Origin of the sequence: Mesorhizobium mediterraneum (assembly GCF_002284565.1) — a bacterium.
Lineage (GTDB): Bacteria > Pseudomonadota > Alphaproteobacteria > Rhizobiales > Rhizobiaceae > Mesorhizobium > Mesorhizobium mediterraneum.
In genome coordinates this window covers 1-21,577 of record NZ_NPKI01000036.1, presented here as the reverse complement: position 1 = coordinate 21,577, position 21,577 = coordinate 1, and the positions used below count along the sequence as shown (strand labels likewise).

Genomic DNA, 21,577 nt, shown 5'->3' with positions numbered 1-21,577 from the left:
GCAGGTTATTTTTAAAAATGAATACATTCACTTTTCTCAAGCTTTAAATGATCGAAAGCAAATTGGACTACTGCCCTGCTGGCCTCGACCGCGATCCCCTTCCCGGAAGCCGCAAGGTGGAGGCAGGTTACGCTTTCCACGTTATTCGGACCTTCGGGCAAATACGGGCCTCTGCACTTCAATCCAGAGTAGCCAGCGAATTTCCCGCCTTGGCCTTCATCTTTGACGAACACCATCCATAAGCCGAAACGATTCTGCTGCCAATGATTGATGAACTGAAGCAGCTCAGCTTTCGACTGCTCTATCGTCGGATAGACCCCATCCCCGAAAGCGTTTACTACGAACGGATCGCTATGAAGTCCATGTAAAAGAAGCTCATCGCTGTGCGACGGCGGCCTCAGGATTAGACGCGGCGTTTCTAGGATGTGCATGAGAAAAGTCCTTTTCTGAGCCGGATTGACAAGCGAGCGCACCCACAAAAAACGTGGAACTGTTATCTACTAAAATGCGCACTCCTTCCGTTAAACTTCTAAGAAATATCTGCTATAATCTTGTTTCCGGGATGCTGAAGGTTCTTTAAAACCGCAGAGTGGCGTGGCCATTGCACGCTGAAGATGTTGCTTAAGTGACCTAAGGAGGTCGCATGCCTTGCCTGGGTGCGTCGAGAATCACACCCTTGGTGCAGGCCCATACGGATCGTGCCCACTGGAGTGGTGTAGCTGACGGCATTGTCGCCATGCTCTCCGGCATGGGCCGGAATTGATCAGCGCGCCACTGCCGGCAGGCTGATGAGCGGATCATCGCTCATTTGGCTGATGGTCTCAAGAGTCATGTAGCGCGCCCGCTGCACGGCCCATTCATCATTCTGTTCAAGCAGCAACGCGCCGACGAGACGGACAATGGCATCGTCATTGGGGAAGATGCCGACGACCTCGGTGCGCCGCTTGATCGCGCCGTTGAGACGCTCGATCGGATTCGTCGAGTGGAGCTTGGTGCGATGTTCCTTGGGGAAGGTCATGTAGGCCAGCACGTCGGGCTCGGCCTCGTCCATGATTGTCGCCAGCTTAGGCACCTTCGGCCGGATCTGGTCGGCGACGGCACGCCATTGGGCGCTGGCAGCCTCGGGCGTCTCCTGGGCGAAGGCGGTCGCGATGAAGGCCGAGACGACCCTGCGGCCGCTCTTGCCGGCGTGCGCCAGCACGTTTCGCATGAAGTGGACCCGGCAGCGCTGCCATGTGGCGCTGAGCACCTTGGTGACGGCGGCCTTGAGGCCCTCATGAGCATCGGAGACGACAAGCTTGACGCCGCGCGGGCCGCGACGGGTCAGCTTGCGCAGGAACTCGGTCCAGATCGGCTCGGCCTCGGAGGTGCCGACCTCCATGCCCAGCACCTCGCGGCGGCCGTCCGCGTTGACGCCGATAGCGATGATGACGGCGACCGAGACGATGCGGCCACCGCGGCGCACCTTCAGGTAGGTGGCGTCGATCCACAGGTATGGCCAATCGCCCTCGATCGGCCGCTCGAGAAAGGCCTTCACCTTGCCGTCGATCTCCTCGCAGAGCCGGCTCACCTGGCTTTTGGAGACGCCGCTCGCGCCCATCGCCTTGACCAGGTCGTCGACCGAGCGCGTCGAGATGCCCTGCACGTAGGCCTCCTGGATGACCGCGGTGAGCGCCTTCTCGGCCATGCGACGCGGCTCCAGGAAGCTGGGGAAGTAGGAGCCCTTCCTCAGCTTTGGGATGCGCAGCTCGACCGTGCCGGCCCGCGTCTCCCCAGTCCCTGTCGCGATAGCCGTTGCGCTGGACAAGCCGCAGCGGGTTCTTCTCGCCATGGGCCGCGCCGGTCGCCGCGCCCACTTCCAGCTCCATCAGCCGCTCAGCGGCAAAGCCGATCATCTCGCGCAAGATATCGGCGTCGGGGGTCTTCTCCACGAGCGTGCGCAGGTCCATCATGTCGTCGGTCATCGGTGCTTCCTTCGAATCAGGTTGTGTCAGCAACCCAACCCTACCGAAGAACATCGATGACCACCGCTACGCCGCTCGCTCGCTACGGCGCTGTTGAGGGCGCGCTCGCGAGCGGCTTCGCTACCGCCGAGCTACACCACTCAGCGGGGCACGACCCCCATACGCAAGCAGAGTTCTTCCGAGAGCTGACCGGCGACGCGATTCAGCTCGCGCTGAGGCAAGATCGCCAGGTAGGTCGTCCACATGAAGCGCTTGAACAGGCGACACCGAGAGAAGCAAAGTACTTCCCTTCCACTTGGATACCGTGTCTACCAGCCGTCTGGCCGAGCCCCTAGTCTCACTGAGTCAGAAAGTCCCGGCTGCTGGGGGATTCGCGCTGGTCGCGGATTTGTTAGCGTGCTGCTTCGTGATCAGGGAAGCGCCCCGCCATGCCCGACTGGACAGCCGAGAGTGAAGCAGCATTCGACACCTATGTCGATGCCTTGATCGGGGTGATCGGCCACGCCGACCGAGCTGAGCCGCCGAAGGATTACTGCCTGGGACTCCTGATGCCGCTGGAGCGCAAGAGCGTGGAGCCGTTGGCGGCCGTCACGGCGCCGTCGCGGGTGGCGGCCAGCATCAGTCTCTGCTGCATTTCGTGGGACAGGCGCCGTGGCCGGACGCGGCCTTGCTAGCGCGGGTTCGCGGCTGGGTTCTTCCACGGATCGAGCAGCGTGGACCGATCCGGGCGTGGATCGTCGACGACACGGGCTTTCCCCACGAAGGGCAAACACTCGATGGGCGTAGCGCGCCAGTATTGCGGCCAGTTGGGCAAGCAGGACAACTGTCAGATTGCGGTTAGCCTATCGATCGCAAATGACGCAGCCTCGCTTCCGATCGCCTACGCATTGTATCTCCCGCACAGCTGGGCGGAGGATCCGGAACAACGCAAGAAGGCCAAGATTCCGGCCGCGATCACGTTCCGGACCAAGCCGCAGATCGCGCTCGAGCAGATCAGGACGGCCAAGGCCGAGGGCGTCGCGCCCGGCGTGGTTCTGGCCGACGCCGGATATGACGCCGACGGCGGTTTCCGCGCGGGTCTGTCCGAGCTCGGTCTGACCTATGTTGTCGGCGTTCAGCCCACACTCAGCGTCTGGCGCCCAGGCGAGAGCCCGCTGCCGCCCAAGCCTTGGAGCGGAAGAGGCCGGCCGTCGTCTCGAGTCGGCCGAACCGACAATCACAAGCCGGTCTCGGCCAAAGCCCTGGCCGAGGAGTTCGACGCCGAGACTTGGCGCACGACCGACTGGCGTGAAGGAACCAACACCGAGCTCAATTCCCGCTTCGCCGCCATGCGCTTGCGGCCGGCATCCAGGGACTACAATCGGCCCGAGGCGCACGCCGAAGAGTGGCTCCTGATCGAGTGGCCTGAAGGCGAGGTCGAGCCGAGCAAGTATTGGCTCTCCACTTGCCGGCCGACGCTACGATCACCCAGTTGGTCGACGCCGCCAAGCTTGCGTTGGTGCATCGAGCGAGACTATCAGGAAACAAGCAGGAACTGGGACTGGGTCACTACGAAGGCCGAGGGTGGCGGGGCTTCACTACCACGCCAGCCTCTGTATCGCCGCCTATGGCTTCCTGGTCTCTCTGCGGGAGACGATTCCCCCCTCAACTCCAACTCGCGCCCAGGACACGCCACACCATGCCGACATAGATATCCGCTGCGTTGAGGAGGACGGTAATGCCCCTATGCCTGGCGATGATCCGCCACCTGCCCCCCCGGACCGATTTGGCGAGATCGAGCATGCCGGTCACCTGGTACGCCTGTTGGCGAGCTGACCTTCAAGGTCTTTAACCCGTCGACCGGCAAGGTGCTGGCAGATCTTCCAGACATGAGCGTAGAGAAGACGCGTCGCAGAAGCCGGATGGCGGCGTTGAACGCTCGCGAGCGCAGCGACATGCTGTGGCCGCTGGCATCAGTTGTACGCCGACGACCTCGCCGCGTCGCGCCCGCCTTCTTCACCCATTCATGCAGCGTCTGCGCCGTGCGGATGATCTTGGCGGCGATCGACGAGACCGCCGCACAGCGCGAGGCATGCTCGCCTTCGTGATCCAGAATCAGCCGCACCGCACGGGTCCTGACCTCCGGAGAGAACTTGTTGGTCGCCTTACTTGTCATGGCTCCGCCCAACCCAGGAGCGGTTTTACGGCGGTCCAGAGAATGGTATCAGAGCAGCGTGAACAGAGCTAACTCATGAACCTTACATAAGGCAGCATGTCACGGCTTGGCGGCCCTCAATCGTAACCATCTATCTGAGCAACGTTCCGAGGCATTCGCAAAGATAACGGCGCTCGAATGCGACTGACGGAAGGAACGCCAGTCGATCAAGACGTTATCGCACTGATTGACCATGCGGCGGCTGGCTCTCAGAAACGACGCAAGAAACGATAGGCGAGGTAAGCCTCCAATCCAAATCCCTCCCATCCCCGAGTGTTTCTCCGCTTTACGGCCTGATAAGCAGGTCGCCGACTTTCTTCACGTGCAACTCCAACCGTTGCAACAGATCCTTCAAATAAATTCACAGGATCTTTGCGGCCGCAAATCGCTGACGATGATACGCTCACGGCAAGGTCGGAGTCAGGCACGGATGAAGAAACCAACACCGATTTAGGCTCGAACCGCCACATAGCACGCAATGTCGGAGTTAAGCCTATGGCAAAAAGAGCGCTCATTATGGTTGGTGGGTCAAGAGGTAATGGTCCGCCACACATCCAAGCGGCCCAGCGTCTTGGTCTTCATCCAATCACCCTGGCGGCGGATCCAACCCAATACGACTATCTTGCGGCAAAAGGGATCGAGGCTAGCCGTATCGATACAGGCAATCTCGATGCGCTGATCCACGAATGTTCCCGGCTGCGTGCGACCTATGACATTGCCGGCATTATCGGGTTTGCGGACCTCGACGAGTCGATCCCTGCAACAGTTGGCAAACTCTGCAGGCATTTCGGTCTACCGGGACCGAACTCCACATCCGTTGAACGGTGCTGCGACAAATTCACTCAACGTCAGCTGCTCGCAGAGGCCGGCATTCCAATGCCTGTTTATCGTTTAGCAGCGAATGCGACGGAGGTAGAAAGCTCTGCCGCAGAGATCGGCCTGCCTGTGGTGGTTAAGCCAGCCATGGGCTGCGGCAGCATCGGTGTCCGACTGTGCCGCAACGTCGATGAGTTGACCGAACATACGACCTATCTGTTAAGTGGGAAGCATGTGTGGCGCTCTTCGCCGAGGATACTGGTCGAAGAATTCGCAGAAGGCCCCCTTTATGTCGCCAATTTAATGGGAAATGAGCTCATTGGAATTACCGCCTACGAGTTCGGCCCGCCACCGTATTTCGTCGTTCATGAGTGCGCTAGTCCGGCCCCGCTGACTGACGAGGAGCATCAAGGTATCGCAGATGTTTCGCTGAGCTGTTTGCGAGCTCTCGGCCTTGGCTGGGGGCCATCGAATATCGAATTCCGGTGGACAAAGCTTGGCCCAGTGGTCATCGAAGTCAATCCGCGTCTTGGCGTTGGGGAACCTGAACTGATCCGATTGGCTTACGGTGTCGATCTCGTCACCGAACACATCAAGATTGTCGTCGGCGAGGAATGGGATTTGCGCAAACAGCATTCGCAATCGGTGGCCCAACGGAACTTAGTCCCTGATCGCGATGGCATCCTCGATTGGAACGGTGGCGACCGTCGGGCGGCGGCTGTACCAGGTGTCGTCGATGTCAAATTTTATATTGAATCCAAGAGGCCGATAGTCAGGAAAGGCGACGGCGGAGACTCTATGGGATACGTTACCGTCGTTTCACCCAGCCTCGCTCAGAGCAAGGCGATCCTTCAGCGTGCCGTCGACTTAATCAGTTGGTCGATCACACCATTTCCGGGGCTTCGCGAATAGATGTTTGATCCCAGGCTTTGAGGGGCATGCTTGTCCTTCGAATCAAAGGATGCGTTATGGGTCAGGTTCTTCATGGGAGCGTCAGGACGACCGAGGCAGTCCTCGAGCGGACGGCGCCCGCTGATCAAGGGATTGTTTCAGCGATGGGATGGTCGCGGGCGCGGTCATGTCTCCGGCCTGTTGCTGCGGTCTTGTGACCGCTGGCCCTAATGGTATCCGCTGATCCTTTGGCCTGATCAAGAGAACGAGATCGAAGCTCCGACTATGCTGCAGGCTTTCAGGATCTGTCCACGTTCCCATCACGTCATTGTCACCCCCCTCGATTCCGGTTCGTGGCCTTTCCCGATACTGTTGTTAGGCCCGCGGGGCGGCATAGTGTGTTGCGTCGCGCATGAGTGCAAAAACGATACGGGCGAGCTAGTTGGCAGTCGCCACGGCGACAAGCTTGAAGGGCTTGGTCTCCAGCAGGCGATCTGCCCAGTTTCTCAACGTATCGCTGGAACGCTTGCGATGGAACAGAACGGCATGAGCGCCGACTACAAGCAGCTTGCGCAAATATCGGTTACCCATCTTGGAGACGCGTCCCAGCCCGCCTCGATCCGTTCGATCCTCAAGAACGGCCTTGATCGCGCTTTCCTCGACGAGACGCCCGACCACCAACCCCTGCGCCACGGCAACATCCGCGGTCAGCGCTATTTCCACTGAACCCTGGAGTTCTCAATGCTCGCCCATCCCACCCATGAACGGCTGATCGCACTCGGCTTGACCGGAATGGCCAAGGCCTTCGAGGAGCAGCGACGATCACAGGATCTCGATGCCTAGTCGTTCGAGGAGCGCATCGGGCTTCGTCGATCGCGAAGCGGCCGAGCGCGACACCAAACGGCTCACGCCGCGTCTCAAATTCGCCGCGCTGCGCCAGAGCGCCTGCGTAGAAGATGTCGATTTGCGCACGCCTGCGCGGCATCGACCGCGCCGTCTTCGCCAGGCTCGTCGGCGGCGACTGGATCGACCGCCATGAGAATTTGCTGGTTACAGGCGCAACCGGCCTGGGCAAGAGTTGGCTCGCCTGCGCCCTTGGCCACAAAGCCTGCCGCGACAACCGGTCGGTCCTCTATCATCGCGGCCCGCGTCTCTTCGAGGCGCTCGCGCTGGCGCGGGGCGACGGGCACTATGGCCGCCTGCTCAAGACGCTCGGGCGCGTTCAACTCCTCATTCTCGACGACTGGGGCCTGTCGGTTCTCAATGCGGCCGAGCGCCGCGACCTGCTGGAGATCCTCGACGATCGCCATGGCCGCGCCTCCAACATCGTCACCAGCCAAATCCCCGTGCAACACTGGCACGACGTCATCGGTGATCCCACCCTCGGTGACGCGATTCTGGATCGCCTCATTCACAACGCTCACCGCCTCCAACTCACCGGTGAAAGCATGCGAAAACACAACGCTCGCGCCCATGCTCTTGACGCAGCTTCAAACACGTGAATCAATGACCAGGTCGGTCGAAGCGGCCGCTCATGATCGCGTGAAATCCCTGCTCACAATCAGCGAAATGCGCATGTTTCCCCGGAAGCGATCTCACGATGGAAGAAGAGGTCGAGATAGCCCTTGATCGGGATTTCGGTTGCGCGCATTTTTTCCTGTCACCGGCTGTGTTGGACGTCGGACGGCCTGTTGCTCGGGCTACTAAGGTTCAATGCATCATCGTCATCATCGCAGCGAGTTGGGCCGCAATCTGATCACACCGACGTCGTTCTCGATGGCGATCTCGGTTCCATATGGCTTCGAGAGTGCCTGTAGACGCTCGAGAATGGCTGTTGCTTGCTGCGTGAGTGCGAGAGTTGGAACTCCGCGGTTTGCAAACCTCTTCGAGTGACCGAGTTCGATCGGATATAGCCGCAATTCGGCAAGCTGGTTCAGCTCGAATCGGCTGACGGTGACAACGCTTTCATAGAAGAGCGGGTGTGTGAATGTTCCCGCCATCTCGGCGACTTTCACCTCGGCATCCGTGTCGACCCGTGGGTCCTTAGCATATTCGTCGAACATGTCGGCGCCGGACGGGGTCCCGAGGTCGTCCTCGAAGAAGTTACCAAGGCCATAAAAGATCGGTCGGCCCTTGTAGATCTCTATGCCCCGTAACTGGTGCGATCCATGCCCGATATATGCATCGGCCCCGGCATCGATCATGAGATGCGCAAACGATGGTTCGTAATCAGGGACTACCTGGCGACAATTATCAGGCTCGTGCCCGTGGTTCGTTAAAATGCAGAAGTCGGAGAACTGCTTGCCCCGTCGAATGTTTCGTAGAATGTCGGCGATATCATGCTGGTTTGGTTGATAGCTGACTCCGGCCGTGTCGCCCGCTTTGAATGTCGTTCCCTCGATTGCGACCACGTTGGGATCTTCACCACCAGGCCAGTGGCAGGGCAAGATAGCACGTATCTGTCTCAAACTCTCGAGCATCTCGGGAGGAACCACGATGGTTTTCGCCAAACGAAGGGCGTTGAGACCTGGTCTGCCGGGCGCTTCGCCCGCGGGATCGCCAGCACGAGCCATAGGCATGAAGGTTGTAGCACAGGAAACCAACGCCACGCGACCGCGTCCGGTCTCTAAGAACCGAGCGGCGCCGGCTTGTGCACGATTTTCGCCCACGCCAGCATGGATGATCCCACTCTGATCGAGCACCCGGCTCGTTTCGCGCATGCCCTCAACGCCCCAGTCAAGCGAATGGTTGTTAGCGCGACCTACCATGTTGAACCCCATCGCCTTCAAATCAGGACCGACCTCTGGCAGGCTGAGGTGATACGCACCGCCGTATTCAGCCTGCGGGTATCCACTGAACGATCGGATATCGACGATGTTGACCTCAAGGTTGCCAAACGTGACATCAGCATCATGAAGAATTTGGGCGACGGCACCGAAGCCAGAATACAGAAATTTGGTCACCGCACGCGACACGATGAGGTCGCCAACTGCTACTATCTTGAAACCGTCCGCCACGTTCGTTGCAATTGAACCGACCACATCAAAGCCAGCATCTCGCCTGGCAGGACTATCTCTATCCTCGTTTTCCATTGACTTTCTTTCATCTATACTTTGGCGGAAATTTGTATCACTTCGTCTATTACTGAGTAGCGCATTCGTGCGCTTCGATCGGGTGAAATGCTCCAGCTATGTCCCAATGAAAGAAACATTGGCCGCCACCGGCGGCTTGGGCGGAATTACCGTGGCCGGAGCGCGCACATGACAGGCCACGACGCGCCCGTCGGCCATTGGCACTAGAGGCGGCGCTTCGACGCGGCACCGCTCAACCGCGAGTGGGCAGCGCGGGTGGAAGGCGCATCCGCTCGGCGGATTAATGGGACTTGGCACCTCGCCTTCAACTGGTGCCTCCAGGCGAACGCGCGTCGGATCCGGCACCGGAGCTGCCGCGATCAGCGCCTCTGTGTAGGGATGCACCGGTTTGGCGAAGAGCGCCTGACTTGGGGCGAGCTCCACTATCCGCCCAAGATACATGACCGCAACACGATGCGCGATATGCTCCACGACACCGAGATCATGCGAGATAAAGACAAAGGCGATGCCCATCTGCTGCTGGAGATCCAGAAGCAGATTCAGAATCTGCGCCTGAACGGAGACGTCAAGGGCTGACACCGCTTCGTCCGCGATGATGAGCGAGGGCTGCAGGGCCAGCGCCCGCGCTATACCGAGCCGCTGGCGCTGACCGCCTGACAATTCGGAGGGGAGTCTGTGGATCATCTCAGGCGACATTCCGACCTTTCGGAGAAGATCCGCGGCAAGTGCCTGACGCTGCTTCCGGCTGAGACTCTCATAGTTCTCGACAGGCTCCGTGATGATCTGTCCGGCGGTAAGGCGTGGGTTCAACGACGAGTAAGGATCCTGAAAGACCATCTGCATCCGACGGCGCCACGCGTGAAGCGCGTCCTTCTTGAGACCTGCAATGTCGGTTCCGTCGATCAGCACGCGGCCAGCAGTCGGCTCGATGAGCCGCATCAGGAGCCGCGCCACGGTGGACTTGCCGCAGCCGGATTCACCGACGATGCAGAGCGTCTCGCCGGCGTCGACAGTGAAGGATACATCCTCCACTGCCCGGATCACCGGAATGGCTTTCTTAAAGAGGCCCGAGCCAAACGGATAATGCTTGGTCAGGTTCTCGACTTTCAGCAAAGGACCATTCATGCGCCCATCACCTCTTCGGCGCGCCAGCAAGCCGCGGTGTGGCCCGCCCTAACATCACGTAAGACGGGTGTTTTCTCGCGGCAAATATCGATCGCGAACGGACAGCGTGGCGCAAAGCTGCAGCCCACAATGGGGTCGCGCAGACTTGGCACGATCCCCGGAATTTCTGGAAGGCGGCGCTGTCGGCCGCGCCGCGGATCAGGCATCGATCGCATGAGGCCCTGGGTGTAGGGATGCGCGGGACTCGCAAACAGATCATTTATGGTCGCTTGCTCCACGATCCGGCCGGCATACATGACAATGACACGTTGACACGTCTCGGCTACGACGCCCAGGTCATGCGTGATGAACATGACGGCCGTTCCCGTGCGCTCTTTTAGATCGACGATGAGCCGGAGAATCTGTGCTTGGATCGTGACGTCAAGCGCAGTCGTTGGCTCGTCGGCGATCAACAGTTCCGGCGAGCAGGCAAGTGCCATGGCGATCATTGCGCGCTGGCGCATGCCGCCCGACATTTCATGCGGATAATTGCTGACGCGCCGTTCCGGGTCCGCGATGCGGACGAGACGGAGCATCTCTTCGGCCTTTGCCTTGGCCACCGAGCGGGACGCTTTCGTATGGATCTGCACCGCCTCGGCGATCTGGTGGCCGATCGTATAGACCGGGTTCAAGCTCGTCATCGGCTCCTGGAAAATCATGGCGATCTGGTCGCCACGGATTTTTCGCATCTCCCGATCCGACAGCTCAAGAAGGTTGCATCCATGAAAGCGGACCTCGCCGCCGACAATTCTGGCGCTCACCTTCGGCAGCAGCCGAAGGATTGATAGAGCGGTGACGCTCTTCCCGCATCCCGATTCACCGACGACCCCAAGCGTCTCGCCTTTCATCACCTGGAAGCTGATGCCGTCCAAGGCGCGGGTGACGCTTTCTTCGCCGTAAAAGCGCGTCTCAAGGTCTCGAAGTTCGAGAAGCACGTCGTTTCGTGCAGTTTGATGCATCTGCATGTCAGCGTCTCCTCTTTGCGCGGGGGTCGAAAACGTCTCGCAGACCATCGCCCAGTAGGTTGACGGCAAGGACCGTGATGGCAAGGCAGATACCGGGCGCGAAGATCGTCATTGGCGCAATGGCAAGATACAGGCGCGAACTGGCGATCATGTTACCCCAACTAGGGATCTCGGGCGGCACGCCCACGCCGAGGAAGCTCAGCCCCGCCTCCGTCAGGATTGCGCTGGCGCAGACAGTAGCGCCCTGGACCATCAGCGCAGGAATGGTACTCGGTAGGATATGCCGCCACAGCACCTTGGGCAGGCTCGCCCCGCCGCAGAGCGCCGCCTCCACATAGGGACGCTCGCGAACCCCCAGAACCACCGAACGAACCAGCCGCGCGACGGCTGGCGTCTCCGGGATCGCGATCGCAACGATGAGGATGCCGATTCCGGGTCCTGTCAGAGAAATGAGGGCAATGGCCAGCAGAATCGTGGGTATCGACATGAGACCATCCATGACCCGCATGACGACGTTATCGAAGCTGCGGCTATAGCCGGCGATGACACCGATCAGCAGCCCGGCAAGAGCCGCGCTCGCTGCGGACAGCATTCCTACCACTAGGGAGATGCGGGCACCGAAGATGGTTCGCGCAAACACATCCCGACCCAGATTGTCGCTACCGAACCACATTTCGGCGGAAGACGGCTGGAGGCGTTTGAATGGATCGATGTTAACTGGATCGCCAGCGTAAAGCGGAGCGGCGAGGGCCAAGATGATCAGAAGCCCCATCAGCCCGCCTCCTGCAATGATCAGCGGATGACGCCGTGCCAGACGAGGAAGGTCGGATATGCGCAGGCGACCCGTAGGAAGGTATTCAACTGGTGCGGATAAAATCGTCATATCAGTACCGGATACGTGGATCGATCAAGGTGTACGCCAGATCGACCGCGAGATTGATAAGGACGTACAGACCCGAAGTCAGGATGAGCACGCTCTGAATGATCGGATAGTCGCGGTTGTTGATCGCATTCACGACCAGGCGACCGATACCGGGTAAGTTGAACACCGTTTCCGTGAGGACGACTCCGCCGATCAAATAGGCGAAGCTTATGCCTATGACGGTCAGGATGGGGACGCCGGCATTCTTCAAGGCATGCTGGAAAAGCATGGCATAGGACGAAGCGCCCTTGGCAGCGGCCGTTCGCATATAGTCTTCCGACAGGACCTCAAGCATGCTCGCCCTCGTAACCCGGGCGACGAATGCAATGTACCCAAGCCCTAAAGCCACGGTGGGAAGGATCAGGTGCACAAACCAAGGCCCGAGGCCCTGGTTGAAAGGGACGTATCCCTGGACCGGTAGCCAGTGTGTCCTGATGGCGAAGAAGTATATGAGAAAATAGCCGATGACAAAGACCGGGACGGAATAACCAACTGCCGAAAAGGCCGCGAGGAGGCGGTCGACGAGCCCGCCAGTTCGCCACGCGGCAAGAATGCCGAAAGAGACCCCGACCGTCACCGAAAGGATCATCGTCAGGATCGCTAGGGAAAGGGTCGGCTCAAGCCGTTGCGAGATCAGTTCCAGAACCGGTCGTCCGGCAAAGATCGAGGTGCCGAAATCGCCGCCGAGAATGTCGCGCACCCAACGCATGAACTGAACCGGGATGGGGTCGTTCAGGCCCAGCTGTTCTCGGATACTGGCGATCAACTGCGGAGCGGCATTTCTGCCGGCGATCATGGCCGCCGGGTCGCCGGGAGCCAGCCTGAGAAGCAGGAATATGAAGATCCCGACCATCGCCATGACGGCGATGGTCGAAACGAATCTGCGTAGGATGTAGGCAGCCACTAGGCGGGAACCTTCTGCATGTTCCACATCGCTGTGAGCGACGGCATTTCGATCAGACCAGTGAGCGTCTTGCGGCGCGCGATTGGCGAGAGAACTGATCCCAGTAGAACGGTGCCCGCGATGTCCCACTGTATACGTTGCATCTCGCGCGCCAGTGCCTGGCGCTCTTCGAGTGTTTCGACATTCGCCCATTTGGCCCGAAGAGCCTCATACTCATCGCTCTGCGGCCAGCCCCACCAACCCTGCTCGCCATTCGCGGTCAGAGTGGGATTACTGAGCGTAGTGCTGCGCTCATAATCGGACTCGGACGTGATGAAAATGCTCCAGCCGTCGTTCTCAACGGAGCCCTTGTTCCTTAGGCGGGCGCCATTTAAGGCCGAATCGCCCGGCGCAAGCTCGGCATTGACCCCAATCTTGCGCAGAGTGACCGCCAAGAGCTGCGCACAATTGCCGGCCTCCGCCCAGTCCGTGCGCTGCAGGATAACGACTTTCTCGCCCGCATATCCCGCCTCCTTGACGAGCTGCTTGGCTTTTTCCTGATCACCGCCCTTCTTGTACCACCCCGTATTTTCGTCGTTGGTATAGGGCGTTTGGTTTCCGAAAAACGAAGTGATGGTGCGGGTGTATTCTGCGGGAAACGAAGTACGCATAAATGCCTCCTGATCGATCAGGTGAAGCATTGCTTGGCGTGCCTTGACGTTGTCGAACGGCTTCTGCAGGCAGTTCATGCGCATGAAATATACATCGCCCGCCTTGTTAAGAACCTGCAGTGCAAGGTTAGTATCGCTCTCAATCGCTGGGTAAAGATCGGCGGGTGGCAATAAGTGAAAATCGACCTCGCCCGCCTGCAAGGCCGCAAAGGCAGTCTGCTGATCAGTGATATTTTCCCAGATAACGCGATCGACGTTGACGACCTTCCCGCCCGCGAACCCGTCTGTCGGCTCGTGGCGGGGTACATACTTTTCATTGCGGTCGTAGGTGAAGCTGGCGCCCGGCTTAGCAAGAGCATGGTTAAACTTGAACGGACCAGATCCGATGTTCGCGGTCACCTGCTCTGTGGCAGCGAGACTCGCGTCCTTTTCGCGCATGATGTACAAGACCGGCGTGACCGCTCCCGCTAGGATTTCGATAAGAAGCCCCATCGGCTCCTTGAGTGAGATTATGAATGTTTTATCGTCCTGCGCCGAGATATCGCTGGCTCGTTCCATGATCAGCTTTCCGCCAGAAGGCACCTGGCCCCAGCGACGGATCGAGGCGACACAGTCCGTCGCGGTGACGGGGGTGCCATCATGCCAGCCCAGACCATCCCGCAGCTCGAACGTATAAGCTTTCTTGTCATCGGAAACGGCCCACTTCCCCACCATTTGCGGTTGTGGAATCAATTTGGAATCAAGCGAAAACAGCATGTCGTAAATCGCCAAGCCATGATTGCCGGTCATGGTAGCCGTCGTAACGATCGGATCGAACGTGCTGAGGTCGCCCATCACCATGCGGACCGTCCGCGCGTCGGTTGGTGCTGTTTGTGCCCTCAGGACTGAGGGGATCGACATAGCCGCTCCGGCGGCCAAACCCGCCTTGATCATTTCACGTCGAGAGATCATGGTTCATTTCCCCTTTTTGCCATAGCGCCGTTTATCACGCCTATCGGTCAGATACTTGCCAAGAGGAGCATTCATGCAATCTATGCTCCGTCGCGCGATCTATGCTCCGTCGCGCCGCGGCCTACGTCAAATTCAGTTTGGGTATCGTTGCCATCTGGTTTTGCGATAACTCAGAGCGATCTGGATTGTTGATACGAAGTATCCTGGGCCTTTCCTCTGTTGAAGACCACCGTGCTCGCCCGTCCTGACATTGCCGCCAAAGGAGCGCCTACCGAAAGATCAGCCAGTTCTAGCCGGGTAACCGCGCTCGATCACCGCGCCCCACAGGATCAGGATGTTGATGCCGGAATAGGTGCGGCTGGTGGCGGCGTTCTTCGGCAGTTCGAAGGCCGCCTTCGCCCTGCCCCAAGCTTAACGCATGGCACGCAGCCCCCAGATCGGCGATGATGCGAACGGTAATTTCGGAATAAACGCTCGCCTTTGGTGGCCCACCCGTCTTTCCATCAGCCTCGGCACGGGCACAGTTTGCCGTTCTCGCGCATGACACTCGCCTCCGCTTCGCGGGTCCTTCCCCGGGAAGCGGGGTGGATCGGAAGGCAAAGGCCCGCTGTCAGAGGCGGCCGGCATCCGCCGCGGCGGGCCTAGAAGGAAAGTGCCGCCCACACCGCGCCACCTGGAAGGGCCACCGACAAAGCCTGCTGCCAGCAAGGGCAGCGGCCTGTCACAGCCCAGTGGCCTGCCTGCTCCGAGGGGCGAAGCGTATGGCGAGACCGCCGAGCCTGTCGAAGAAAAGCGGGCTTAGTTCACGAGCGCCTGGTGCGCGCCGTCGAGCCGGAGCACCAGCATACCCGATTGAACCAGCACCTCGTTCCTGATAGCATTTCGTGAATAACGCGCGTCCCAACGGTCACGCGGAAACGACGTCAAAGGGTGCTGGCATTGCAGAAAAGGCTTTCGATAAGGACCTCTCTGCTGTCACCAATGTCGTCCCCATTGAAATAGAGGATTGCGCCAGTCCCGTCCTTTTCACGCAAGCCCATAAAAGTCCTGACACCAGGATCGCTGCCAGCGTGCCCCCAAATAACATCACCATTTTCAAGGATGAATTTGTGCCAGCAGAGGGGGCGACCATCGTGGACTTGAGAGAGCATCAGGTTGATGGTTGAATCTTTCAGCAACTGATTTCCGCCTCGGTTTCCATAGGTGGCGAGAAAGAGCGACAGTTCCTCAATGCTCGTCCGCGCTAGTCCCTCCATATAGGTGGGGTAACTGTAGAGGCAAAGCTGCATCCGGCTCCCCGGCGTAAGCTCATCAATTGTCAAGCTAGGAACTGCAAATCGGGAGGAAAAGGCCTGCCCGCCCCCCTCCCACTTTTCTTTGGTGCCCCTGCTATAGAGAACTGCATGCCGGTTAATGTTAATATCGCGCACATACCAGCCAGTGCTGTTCATGCCCAAGGGGGTGAAGATGTGGTCGGCGCAATATTCGGTGAAGTGCGCGCCAGCTACGCACTCGACAAGGTGGCCGAGCAGGCCATAAGCAACATTGCAATACCCGCCGGGGTGATCCGGATCGAGTTTGCCGGGCGCCCACCCGTGGAAATTGTCGTTGGCGTCAAAATAGACCCCTCCTGGCGTTAGGTATGCCTTGAGCCAGTCCCCAAGAGCAACCGTCGGATCGCCGCAGGCGTAGCTGTCCGAGTAAGACTTCCCGTCTCGGATTGACGAGCGATGATTCAAGAGCCGCCGTGCTGTGATGGCCAGCGATGGGTGTTTCGGATTGACGACCTGATAGGGAAGATACCTACTGACATCCGCATCCAGGTCAATTAACCCTTGTTCCCAAAGCTGCATCACGGCTGTTGCAGTAATTGTCTTGGAGACGGAGCCGATATTCATGATGGTTTTGGGCGTCATCGGAACGTTGCGTGTCACATCTGCCCATCCATAACCCTTCGCCCAAACAAGCCTGCCATCTTGCACGATCCCAACTGCTGAGCCTGGAATCGAAAATTCCTTGAGCTTGCCCTCGATGATCGCATCAATAGATGATCGCATAGATCCTACCCCCTTCACGCAAATCGCCAAGTTCTAGAAGGACGCCTCACTGGAAATCGAGGCTTCAAAATCGCCGCCGCGGGCGACAGCCCCGCCCGAGGACCACGACGAAGCAGGGCGGCAACAAAAGATAGCGCCCGACCGAGTTCGCCTACATTAAGTGCCAGCGTTTTACCAAGAACGCTCATCCTCCCGTCTGCAATTCGGCTCTTAATTAGTCAGTTGATTTTCAATTGCCGCGGGGTTTACGTCAAATTCAGTCTTTGTATTGCGGCCATCTGGTTCTCAGATGAAACTGCTTCCGGAGGGCAGCAATTCCGTTGCCCTTAGCAGCATCCCGTATTACCTGGCTCGTTCATGGTGTCCTCCTTGTGGCTGCCGAGATTGCGGCGCATCGCATCCAGCCGAGCATGAGCCGGAATGGCAACCCTTATGATAATCCAAAGGCTGCATGATAATCCCAAGGCTGCGTACGCTGAAGGACGAAGAAGTTGATGGCCGAAGCTGTCGTGGATATGATCGATGCTAAGAAGAGCATCGTCCAAATTCATCGAGCGGGTCTACAACAGGCAGCGCCTGCATACCGCGCTCGACTATCTCTCGACGGATGAATACGAAACCGGCCTAACGCGATTGCGCCAGGGATCCCCGGACCGCAATCCAAAACCTTGAGACTGTCCCTAATTAGTCCCGCCGGCTGTGCTCGTCAGCGCGATGCCAAGCCATCAATTTCGCATCGATGCCACCCAATTCCTTTCTGCTGATATTCCGGCGGTTGCGCGTTCGGCGCCCGGCGATCGCCCATGTGCCCATGTTGCCTGAATCGATACCAGGAGCAGATAGGTCCGGACCCGAGTGGCTCCGATGCTCTCGCCTGTCGCGGCCGGATACCGACGATAAGCTTTTCGGCCGCCTTCTATGATGGGATTCGGTCACGCCTCCTTCGTGCATCGAACTAACCTACGGTTGTGTGCGTCAAGTTCTGCAAAAAGGGGCGGCCATGGTGCTGGTCATGCGGCTTGGCGCAGAGCGAGCTTCTTGTGCTCGCGCAGGTCGTCCATGTTGATGTAGCGGTTGGCCTCCATCCAGTTTTCGTTGGTTTCCACGGCCAGCGGCCTGACGAGGCGCAGGCAGCTCTGTGAGTTTGGAAAGATCCGCACGACATAAGTGCGGCGCCGGATTTCCTCGTTGAGCCGTTCAAGCATGTTGGTGCTCTTGAGATGCTTGTGGTGCTGGCGTGGCAGACGAAAGAAGGTCAGCGTGTACTCGATGGTCTCCTCCACCCACGTCGTCAGTCGTGGGTAGCGGGCCGACCATTTGGAAAGCCATGCGGCGAGATCGGCCTTGGCCTCGGCGAGATCGCGCCGGTCGTAGAGCCAGCGCAGTTCCTGCAGGCAATCGTCGCCATGCTTTCTCGGCAGGTGATCGGGCGCATTCCTGAGGAAGTGCACGTAGCAGCGCTGCCATACCGCCTCCGGGATCACCTCGCCGATCGCCGCGACCAGGCCGGCATGATCGTCAGACACGACCAGCTCGACGCCCTTGAGGCCGCGCGCCTTCAAGCCGACGAGAAAGTCCCTCCAGGCCGAGCGGCTTGATCTGACGCCGGCCGTCCCAGTCGATGCCAACCGCGATCAGCACCGCCTGGCTCATGACGATGCCGGCTTCGCGCACCTTCTCGTAGCGAGCATCGAGGATGAGGTAGGCAAAAAGGCTCTTGAAGCGGGCGCTCGGCAAACGCTTTCAGGCTCTCGTCCAGGCGTTTGTTGATGGCCGAGATAGATGAGGCCGAGAACGAATGACCGCACAGCTCTTCCGTGATCGCCTTGACCTTGCGGGTCGAAACGCCCTGCACATACTCTCCGCAAGCGTGGCCACCAAGGCCCGCTCGGAACGCTGGTAACGCTCGTGACCTTGCCCCTCTGATCTAATCCGGTTTGAAGTTCGTTCTGGCCCATCGAGAGGACCAGGACATGAAACGCAGCCGCTTCTCTGAAGAGCAGATCATCGGAATTTTGAAGGAACATGAGGCGGGGGTATCGGTTGCCCATCTGTGCCGCAAGCACGGGGTCAGCGACGCCTCGATCTACAACTGGAAGGCCCGCTTCGGCGGGATGGATGTCTCCGAGGCTCGGCGACTGAAGGCTCTGGAGGACGAGAACACGCGGCTGAAGCGGCTTCTGGCCGACGCCATGCTCGACAATGCCGCGTTGAAGGATCTTGTGGGAAAGAATGTATGGTCCGCCCCGTCCGTGCAAGGGTTCGCGACATCGCCGATGACGATTCCAGTTGCATAAATGTATCCGGCCTCTCGCAAGTGGACTGCTGTTGCAGCCAGGCCATGATGAGATCCGCGCACGCCGTTCCCAATAAATGGTTCGGGCACGAAGCCCGCTTTTTTGCACAGGACTTACGGCATGCTGATCCACTGTTTCGTCATCGCTATTCCCGAGCCTTGCAATCGAGCCGGAAGCGTCAGGCGAATGCGGGATCCCTGCGTTCGTAGAGCGCTCCCGGCTTGGTCAGGACAACCCAGACAATGCGCGCCATCTTGGCGGCCAGTGCGACAACGGCCTTGTTCGGGTGCATCCGGCTCTGCAGCCCATCAAGCCAGCTTCCAAGGCGATCCCGGGTTCGATCCAGGTGTCGGAAGCAGGACCGCGCGCCATGAACGAGGAGCTTGCGGACGTAGCGATTCCCGCGCTTGCTGATGCCGAGGAGCTTCTGCTTGCCCCCGGTCGAGTGTTCCCGCGGGACAAGGCCCAGCCAAGCGGCCAGATCGCGGGCCTTCTGGAACTGGCGCGCATTGCCGACGGCCGCAAGAAGCGTGAAGCCCTACGTGAAGTCGAACAAGAGCGACATTATCGATGCCGAGGCCATCGCCGAAGCTAGCGGTGGCGCCCAGCGCTCCGATTCCGGGGATCGTCATAAGCCGGCGGGCAACATCTTCTCGATCTGCTATCCCAGCGATCTCCCTCGTCACGTCGTCGATGCGCCGCTCCAGCCGGCGTAGGTCGGCGAACAGGTCCGAGAGCAGTTTGCGCATCGCCGACGAGAGGTCGTTCGACGCGTCATCCAGAACCAGTGGCAGGTCGAGTTTGAACAGGCCCGCTCCCTGTCTCAACGCGATTCCATATTCCAGGCAGAACGCTCGCATCTGGTTGATCAGACGGGTTCGCGTGCCGATCATCTGGTCGCGTACCCGATGCAGCGCCTGGAGGTCAGCTTGTTCCTCGCTCTTGATTGCTGCGAACCGCATCGTCGGCCGAGTGGCAAACTGCGCTGGGATTAGGCGAACCTTGTGCCCCAGAGCATGCAGTCTCCTGGCGATCCATTGTGACCCTGCGCACGACTCCATCCCCACGACCGCTGGCGCTGCTCGTTCAAAGAATTGCAGCAGCGTGTCGCGTCGGAAGCGAGCTCGCTGGATGGGCTCGCCGCCGCTGTCCAGGCCGACGACGTGAAAGATGTTCTTGCCGATATCGACTCCATAGACTGCCGCAAGGCGCGGCGCATTGCGTGGGGACATTGCAACCTCCTTTGGTGGGACCGCCCCGAATGATGCTGCGGGAGGACGGGGCGGACCGTCCCATTAATGGTGACGCCCGCGGCCAAGCGGAAAGCTGTCGCTCGCCTGAAGGAAGGCTTCGGGATGAGCGAACGGCGGGCGTGTAAAGCCATCGGCTGTTGCCGCATGACGGTTCGCTACGAGACCAGCAGGCCGGACGACCGCGAGGTTCGCGAGCGGATGAAGGCGATCGCGCAGGAGCGTCGCCGGTTCGGCTACCGGCGTCTTCTCGTGATGCTGAGGCGGGAGGGCCTGGTCGTGAACCACAAGAAGTGTTCCGGCTCTATCGGGAGGAGAAGCTCGCCGTTCGCCGCCGCGGCGGCCGCAAGCGGGCGATCGGGACCAGGGCGCCGATGCTGGTGCCGCTGAGGCCCGACGAGCGCTGGTCGCTCGACTTCGTATCGGACCAGCTCACCGACGGGCGCCGCTTCCGCATCCTGGCCGTCGTCGACGACTGCACGAGAGAGTGCCTGGCACTCATCGTTGATACGTCTCTCTCGGGCATGCGGGTTGCCCGCGAATTGGACCGGCTCATCACCGAGCGGGGCCGGCCGAGAATGATCGTCAGCGACAATGGCAGCGAGTTCACCTCGAACGCCATCCTCGCCTGGGCAGATCAGAACCGCGTCGAATGGCATTACATTGCGCCCGGCAAGCCGATGCAGACGGATGTTGTAGAATAGCCCCTTCTTCTCATTCGGCGGCTTTTTCCACAGCCTTCTGCCTTTCCGGCCTCGTTCGCCATCGGGAAGTCTCTGCTGCATAGGCAGCTTCTGCCTTTTCGACTCGGGATCGTTCTTCGGCGCGCTTGGCCGGGATGTTGTAGTCGAAGGCGGTGCCGCGCCTGGCATGGCTGGTCGGGAGGCCGGCACGCAGCTCGACCGATCTGAACTTGCGGGCGAGCAAGGCCGGCCGGGCCCAGATGTAGTCGGCATTTTTGCTCAGCATGTGCCAGATGATCTTCGCAAGCTTGCGCGCGGTGGCGACGGCCGCGATATGCTTCCCGCGACGCGAGGCGATCCGCTTGTAGAAGGCGCGCAGAGGACCCGGTGAGCGGGCAGCCGCCCATGCCGCCTCGACCAGCATTCCCCGTGCATGGCCGCGGCCCTGCTTCGTTATGCGTCCATGATAGGCCGGTCCCTCACCGGACTGCCGCACGCTGGGATTGAGGCCAAGATAGGCGACAAGCCTCTGTGGATCGCCGAAGCGCCGAATGTCTCCGATTGGCCGCGGCAACGCTCCCAGCCACGGTGACGTCGAGGATGGGCAACGTCATTAGGCGGCGGATTGTCGGGTCCTGGAGGGCATGCACCGCGATATCCGCCTCGACCACCGTCAACGCCTCGTTGACCTGGTTGATCAAGCCGAGGTGGCGCTCGATGGCGGCGCGCTCATCGGCAGGCAATATTTGCCTCGCCAGCCATTTGCGCCCGCTGATC

At 59.7% G+C, this 21,577-nt stretch carries 13 protein-coding genes and 9 pseudogenes; 7 read left to right on the top strand and 15 right to left on the bottom strand.

Annotated elements, in window-relative coordinates; translation table 11 throughout:
- Window positions 1-11: 11 nt before the first annotated feature.
- Both CIT25_RS26970 and CIT25_RS26965 read right to left on the bottom strand, forming a co-directional pair.
- The gene (locus tag CIT25_RS26970) at window positions 12-431 is read right to left on the bottom strand and encodes a GNAT family N-acetyltransferase (RefSeq protein ID WP_095488135.1); all 420 of its coding nucleotides are present in this window, start codon (window positions 429-431) and stop codon (window positions 12-14) included.
- 332 nt (window positions 432-763) lie between these two features.
- Window positions 764-1,964 (bottom strand): annotated as a pseudogene (locus CIT25_RS26965) (IS256 family transposase).
- 428 nt (window positions 1,965-2,392) lie between these two features.
- On the opposite strand from CIT25_RS26965, the pseudogene CIT25_RS26955 reads away from it, so the two are divergent.
- Window positions 2,393-3,779 (top strand): annotated as a pseudogene (locus CIT25_RS26955) (IS701 family transposase).
- Between the two features lie 172 nt (window positions 3,780-3,951).
- On the opposite strand, the pseudogene CIT25_RS26945 reads toward CIT25_RS26955, so the two are convergent.
- Window positions 3,952-4,119, bottom strand: a pseudogene (locus CIT25_RS26945) (IS3 family transposase); the annotation flags it as partial.
- 534 nt (window positions 4,120-4,653) lie between these two features.
- Here CIT25_RS26945 and CIT25_RS26940 point away from each other — a divergent pair.
- A complete protein-coding gene (locus tag CIT25_RS26940) occupies window positions 4,654-5,886 on the top strand; it encodes an ATP-grasp domain-containing protein (protein ID WP_167391095.1) in 1,233 nt (410 codons plus the stop codon).
- 417 nt (window positions 5,887-6,303) lie between these two features.
- On the opposite strand, the pseudogene CIT25_RS37730 reads toward CIT25_RS26940, so the two are convergent.
- Window positions 6,304-6,474 (bottom strand): annotated as a pseudogene (locus CIT25_RS37730) (IS110 family transposase); the annotation flags it as partial.
- On the opposite strand from CIT25_RS37730, the gene CIT25_RS36510 reads away from it, so the two are divergent.
- Together CIT25_RS36510 and istB are read left to right on the top strand one after the other, a co-directional pair.
- Window positions 6,397-6,591, top strand: coding sequence for a hypothetical protein (locus tag CIT25_RS36510; RefSeq protein WP_158302653.1), 195 nt, complete (start codon window positions 6,397-6,399; stop codon window positions 6,589-6,591). The pseudogene CIT25_RS37730 and the gene CIT25_RS36510 sit on opposite strands and share 78 nt — an antisense overlap.
- Before the next feature lie 15 nt (window positions 6,592-6,606).
- Window positions 6,607-7,367: pseudogene (gene istB / locus CIT25_RS26930) on the top strand (IS21-like element helper ATPase IstB).
- 225 nt (window positions 7,368-7,592) lie between these two features.
- Here istB and CIT25_RS26925 read toward each other — a convergent pair.
- The 8 genes from CIT25_RS26925 to CIT25_RS26890 all read right to left on the bottom strand — a co-directional run bounded on the left by CIT25_RS26925 (window position 7,593) and on the right by CIT25_RS26890 (window position 16,570).
- A complete protein-coding gene (locus tag CIT25_RS26925) occupies window positions 7,593-8,957 on the bottom strand; it encodes a CapA family protein (protein WP_095488131.1) in 1,365 nt (454 codons plus the stop codon).
- A gap of 96 nt (window positions 8,958-9,053) precedes the next feature.
- The gene (locus CIT25_RS26920; RefSeq protein ID WP_095488129.1) at window positions 9,054-10,082 is read right to left on the bottom strand and encodes an ABC transporter ATP-binding protein; all 1,029 of its coding nucleotides are present in this window, start codon (window positions 10,080-10,082) and stop codon (window positions 9,054-9,056) included.
- Entirely contained in the window at window positions 10,079-11,086 is a 1,008-nt protein-coding gene (locus CIT25_RS26915; RefSeq protein WP_095488127.1) for an ABC transporter ATP-binding protein, read from the bottom strand. The genes CIT25_RS26920 and CIT25_RS26915 overlap by 4 nt, the downstream gene beginning before the upstream one ends.
- A gap of 1 nt (window position 11,087) precedes the next feature.
- Window positions 11,088-11,969, bottom strand: a complete 882-nt coding sequence (locus CIT25_RS26910; RefSeq protein ID WP_095488125.1) for an ABC transporter permease — start codon at window positions 11,967-11,969, stop codon at window positions 11,088-11,090.
- A 1-nt stretch (window position 11,970) separates the two neighbouring features.
- Complete coding sequence (locus CIT25_RS26905) at window positions 11,971-12,912, bottom strand: ABC transporter permease (protein ID WP_095488124.1); 942 nt, start codon at window positions 12,910-12,912, stop codon at window positions 11,971-11,973.
- A complete protein-coding gene (locus CIT25_RS26900; protein WP_095488122.1) occupies window positions 12,912-14,513 on the bottom strand; it encodes an ABC transporter substrate-binding protein in 1,602 nt (533 codons plus the stop codon). The genes CIT25_RS26905 and CIT25_RS26900 overlap by 1 nt, the downstream gene beginning before the upstream one ends.
- Window positions 14,514-14,792: 279 nt before the next feature.
- Window positions 14,793-14,894: an ArdC-like ssDNA-binding domain-containing protein gene (locus CIT25_RS37725; RefSeq protein ID WP_245330005.1), complete on the bottom strand. Its 102-nt coding sequence runs from the start codon at window positions 14,892-14,894 to the stop codon at window positions 14,793-14,795.
- 542 nt (window positions 14,895-15,436) lie between these two features.
- Complete coding sequence (locus tag CIT25_RS26890) at window positions 15,437-16,570, bottom strand: serine hydrolase domain-containing protein (protein ID WP_095488120.1); 1,134 nt, start codon at window positions 16,568-16,570, stop codon at window positions 15,437-15,439.
- Between the two features lie 522 nt (window positions 16,571-17,092).
- Between CIT25_RS26890 and CIT25_RS36505 the strand changes: the two genes are divergently transcribed.
- Entirely contained in the window at window positions 17,093-17,242 is a 150-nt protein-coding gene (locus CIT25_RS36505) for a hypothetical protein (protein WP_158302652.1), read from the top strand.
- A 338-nt stretch (window positions 17,243-17,580) separates the two neighbouring features.
- On the opposite strand, the pseudogene CIT25_RS26885 reads toward CIT25_RS36505, so the two are convergent.
- Window positions 17,581-18,478: pseudogene (locus CIT25_RS26885) on the bottom strand (IS256 family transposase); the annotation flags it as partial.
- 65 nt (window positions 18,479-18,543) lie between these two features.
- Between CIT25_RS26885 and CIT25_RS26880 the strand changes: the two are divergent.
- Window positions 18,544-18,807: pseudogene (locus tag CIT25_RS26880) on the top strand (transposase); the annotation flags it as partial.
- A 451-nt stretch (window positions 18,808-19,258) separates the two neighbouring features.
- Here the strand turns inward: CIT25_RS26880 and CIT25_RS38555 are convergent.
- Window positions 19,259-19,348: pseudogene (locus CIT25_RS38555) on the bottom strand (transposase); the annotation flags it as partial.
- 817 nt (window positions 19,349-20,165) lie between these two features.
- Between CIT25_RS38555 and CIT25_RS26870 the strand changes: the two are divergent.
- Window positions 20,166-20,818, top strand: a pseudogene (locus CIT25_RS26870) (IS3 family transposase); the annotation flags it as partial.
- A 13-nt stretch (window positions 20,819-20,831) separates the two neighbouring features.
- Here the strand turns inward: CIT25_RS26870 and CIT25_RS26865 are convergent.
- On the bottom strand, window positions 20,832-21,374 hold the full coding sequence (locus tag CIT25_RS26865) for a transposase (protein WP_245330004.1): 543 nt from the start codon (window positions 21,372-21,374) through the stop codon (window positions 20,832-20,834).
- Window positions 21,375-21,577 lie beyond the last annotated feature (203 nt).

Coding starts and splice junctions, on each gene's coding strand:
- CIT25_RS26970 (WP_095488135.1), bottom strand. CDS start 431: ATGCACATCCTAGAAACGCCGCGTCTAATCCTGAGGCCGCCGTCGCAC.
- CIT25_RS26940 (WP_167391095.1), top strand. CDS start 4,654: ATGGCAAAAAGAGCGCTCATTATGGTTGGTGGGTCAAGAGGTAATGGT.
- CIT25_RS36510 (WP_158302653.1), top strand. CDS start 6,397: ATGGAACAGAACGGCATGAGCGCCGACTACAAGCAGCTTGCGCAAATA.
- CIT25_RS26925 (WP_095488131.1), bottom strand. CDS start 8,957: ATGGAAAACGAGGATAGAGATAGTCCTGCCAGGCGAGATGCTGGCTTT.
- CIT25_RS26920 (WP_095488129.1), bottom strand. CDS start 10,082: ATGAATGGTCCTTTGCTGAAAGTCGAGAACCTGACCAAGCATTATCCG.
- CIT25_RS26915 (WP_095488127.1), bottom strand. CDS start 11,086: ATGCAGATGCATCAAACTGCACGAAACGACGTGCTTCTCGAACTTCGA.
- CIT25_RS26910 (WP_095488125.1), bottom strand. CDS start 11,969: ATGACGATTTTATCCGCACCAGTTGAATACCTTCCTACGGGTCGCCTG.
- CIT25_RS26900 (WP_095488122.1), bottom strand. CDS start 14,513: ATGATCTCTCGACGTGAAATGATCAAGGCGGGTTTGGCCGCCGGAGCG.
- CIT25_RS26890 (WP_095488120.1), bottom strand. CDS start 16,570: ATGCGATCATCTATTGATGCGATCATCGAGGGCAAGCTCAAGGAATTT.
- CIT25_RS36505 (WP_158302652.1), top strand. CDS start 17,093: ATGCTAAGAAGAGCATCGTCCAAATTCATCGAGCGGGTCTACAACAGG.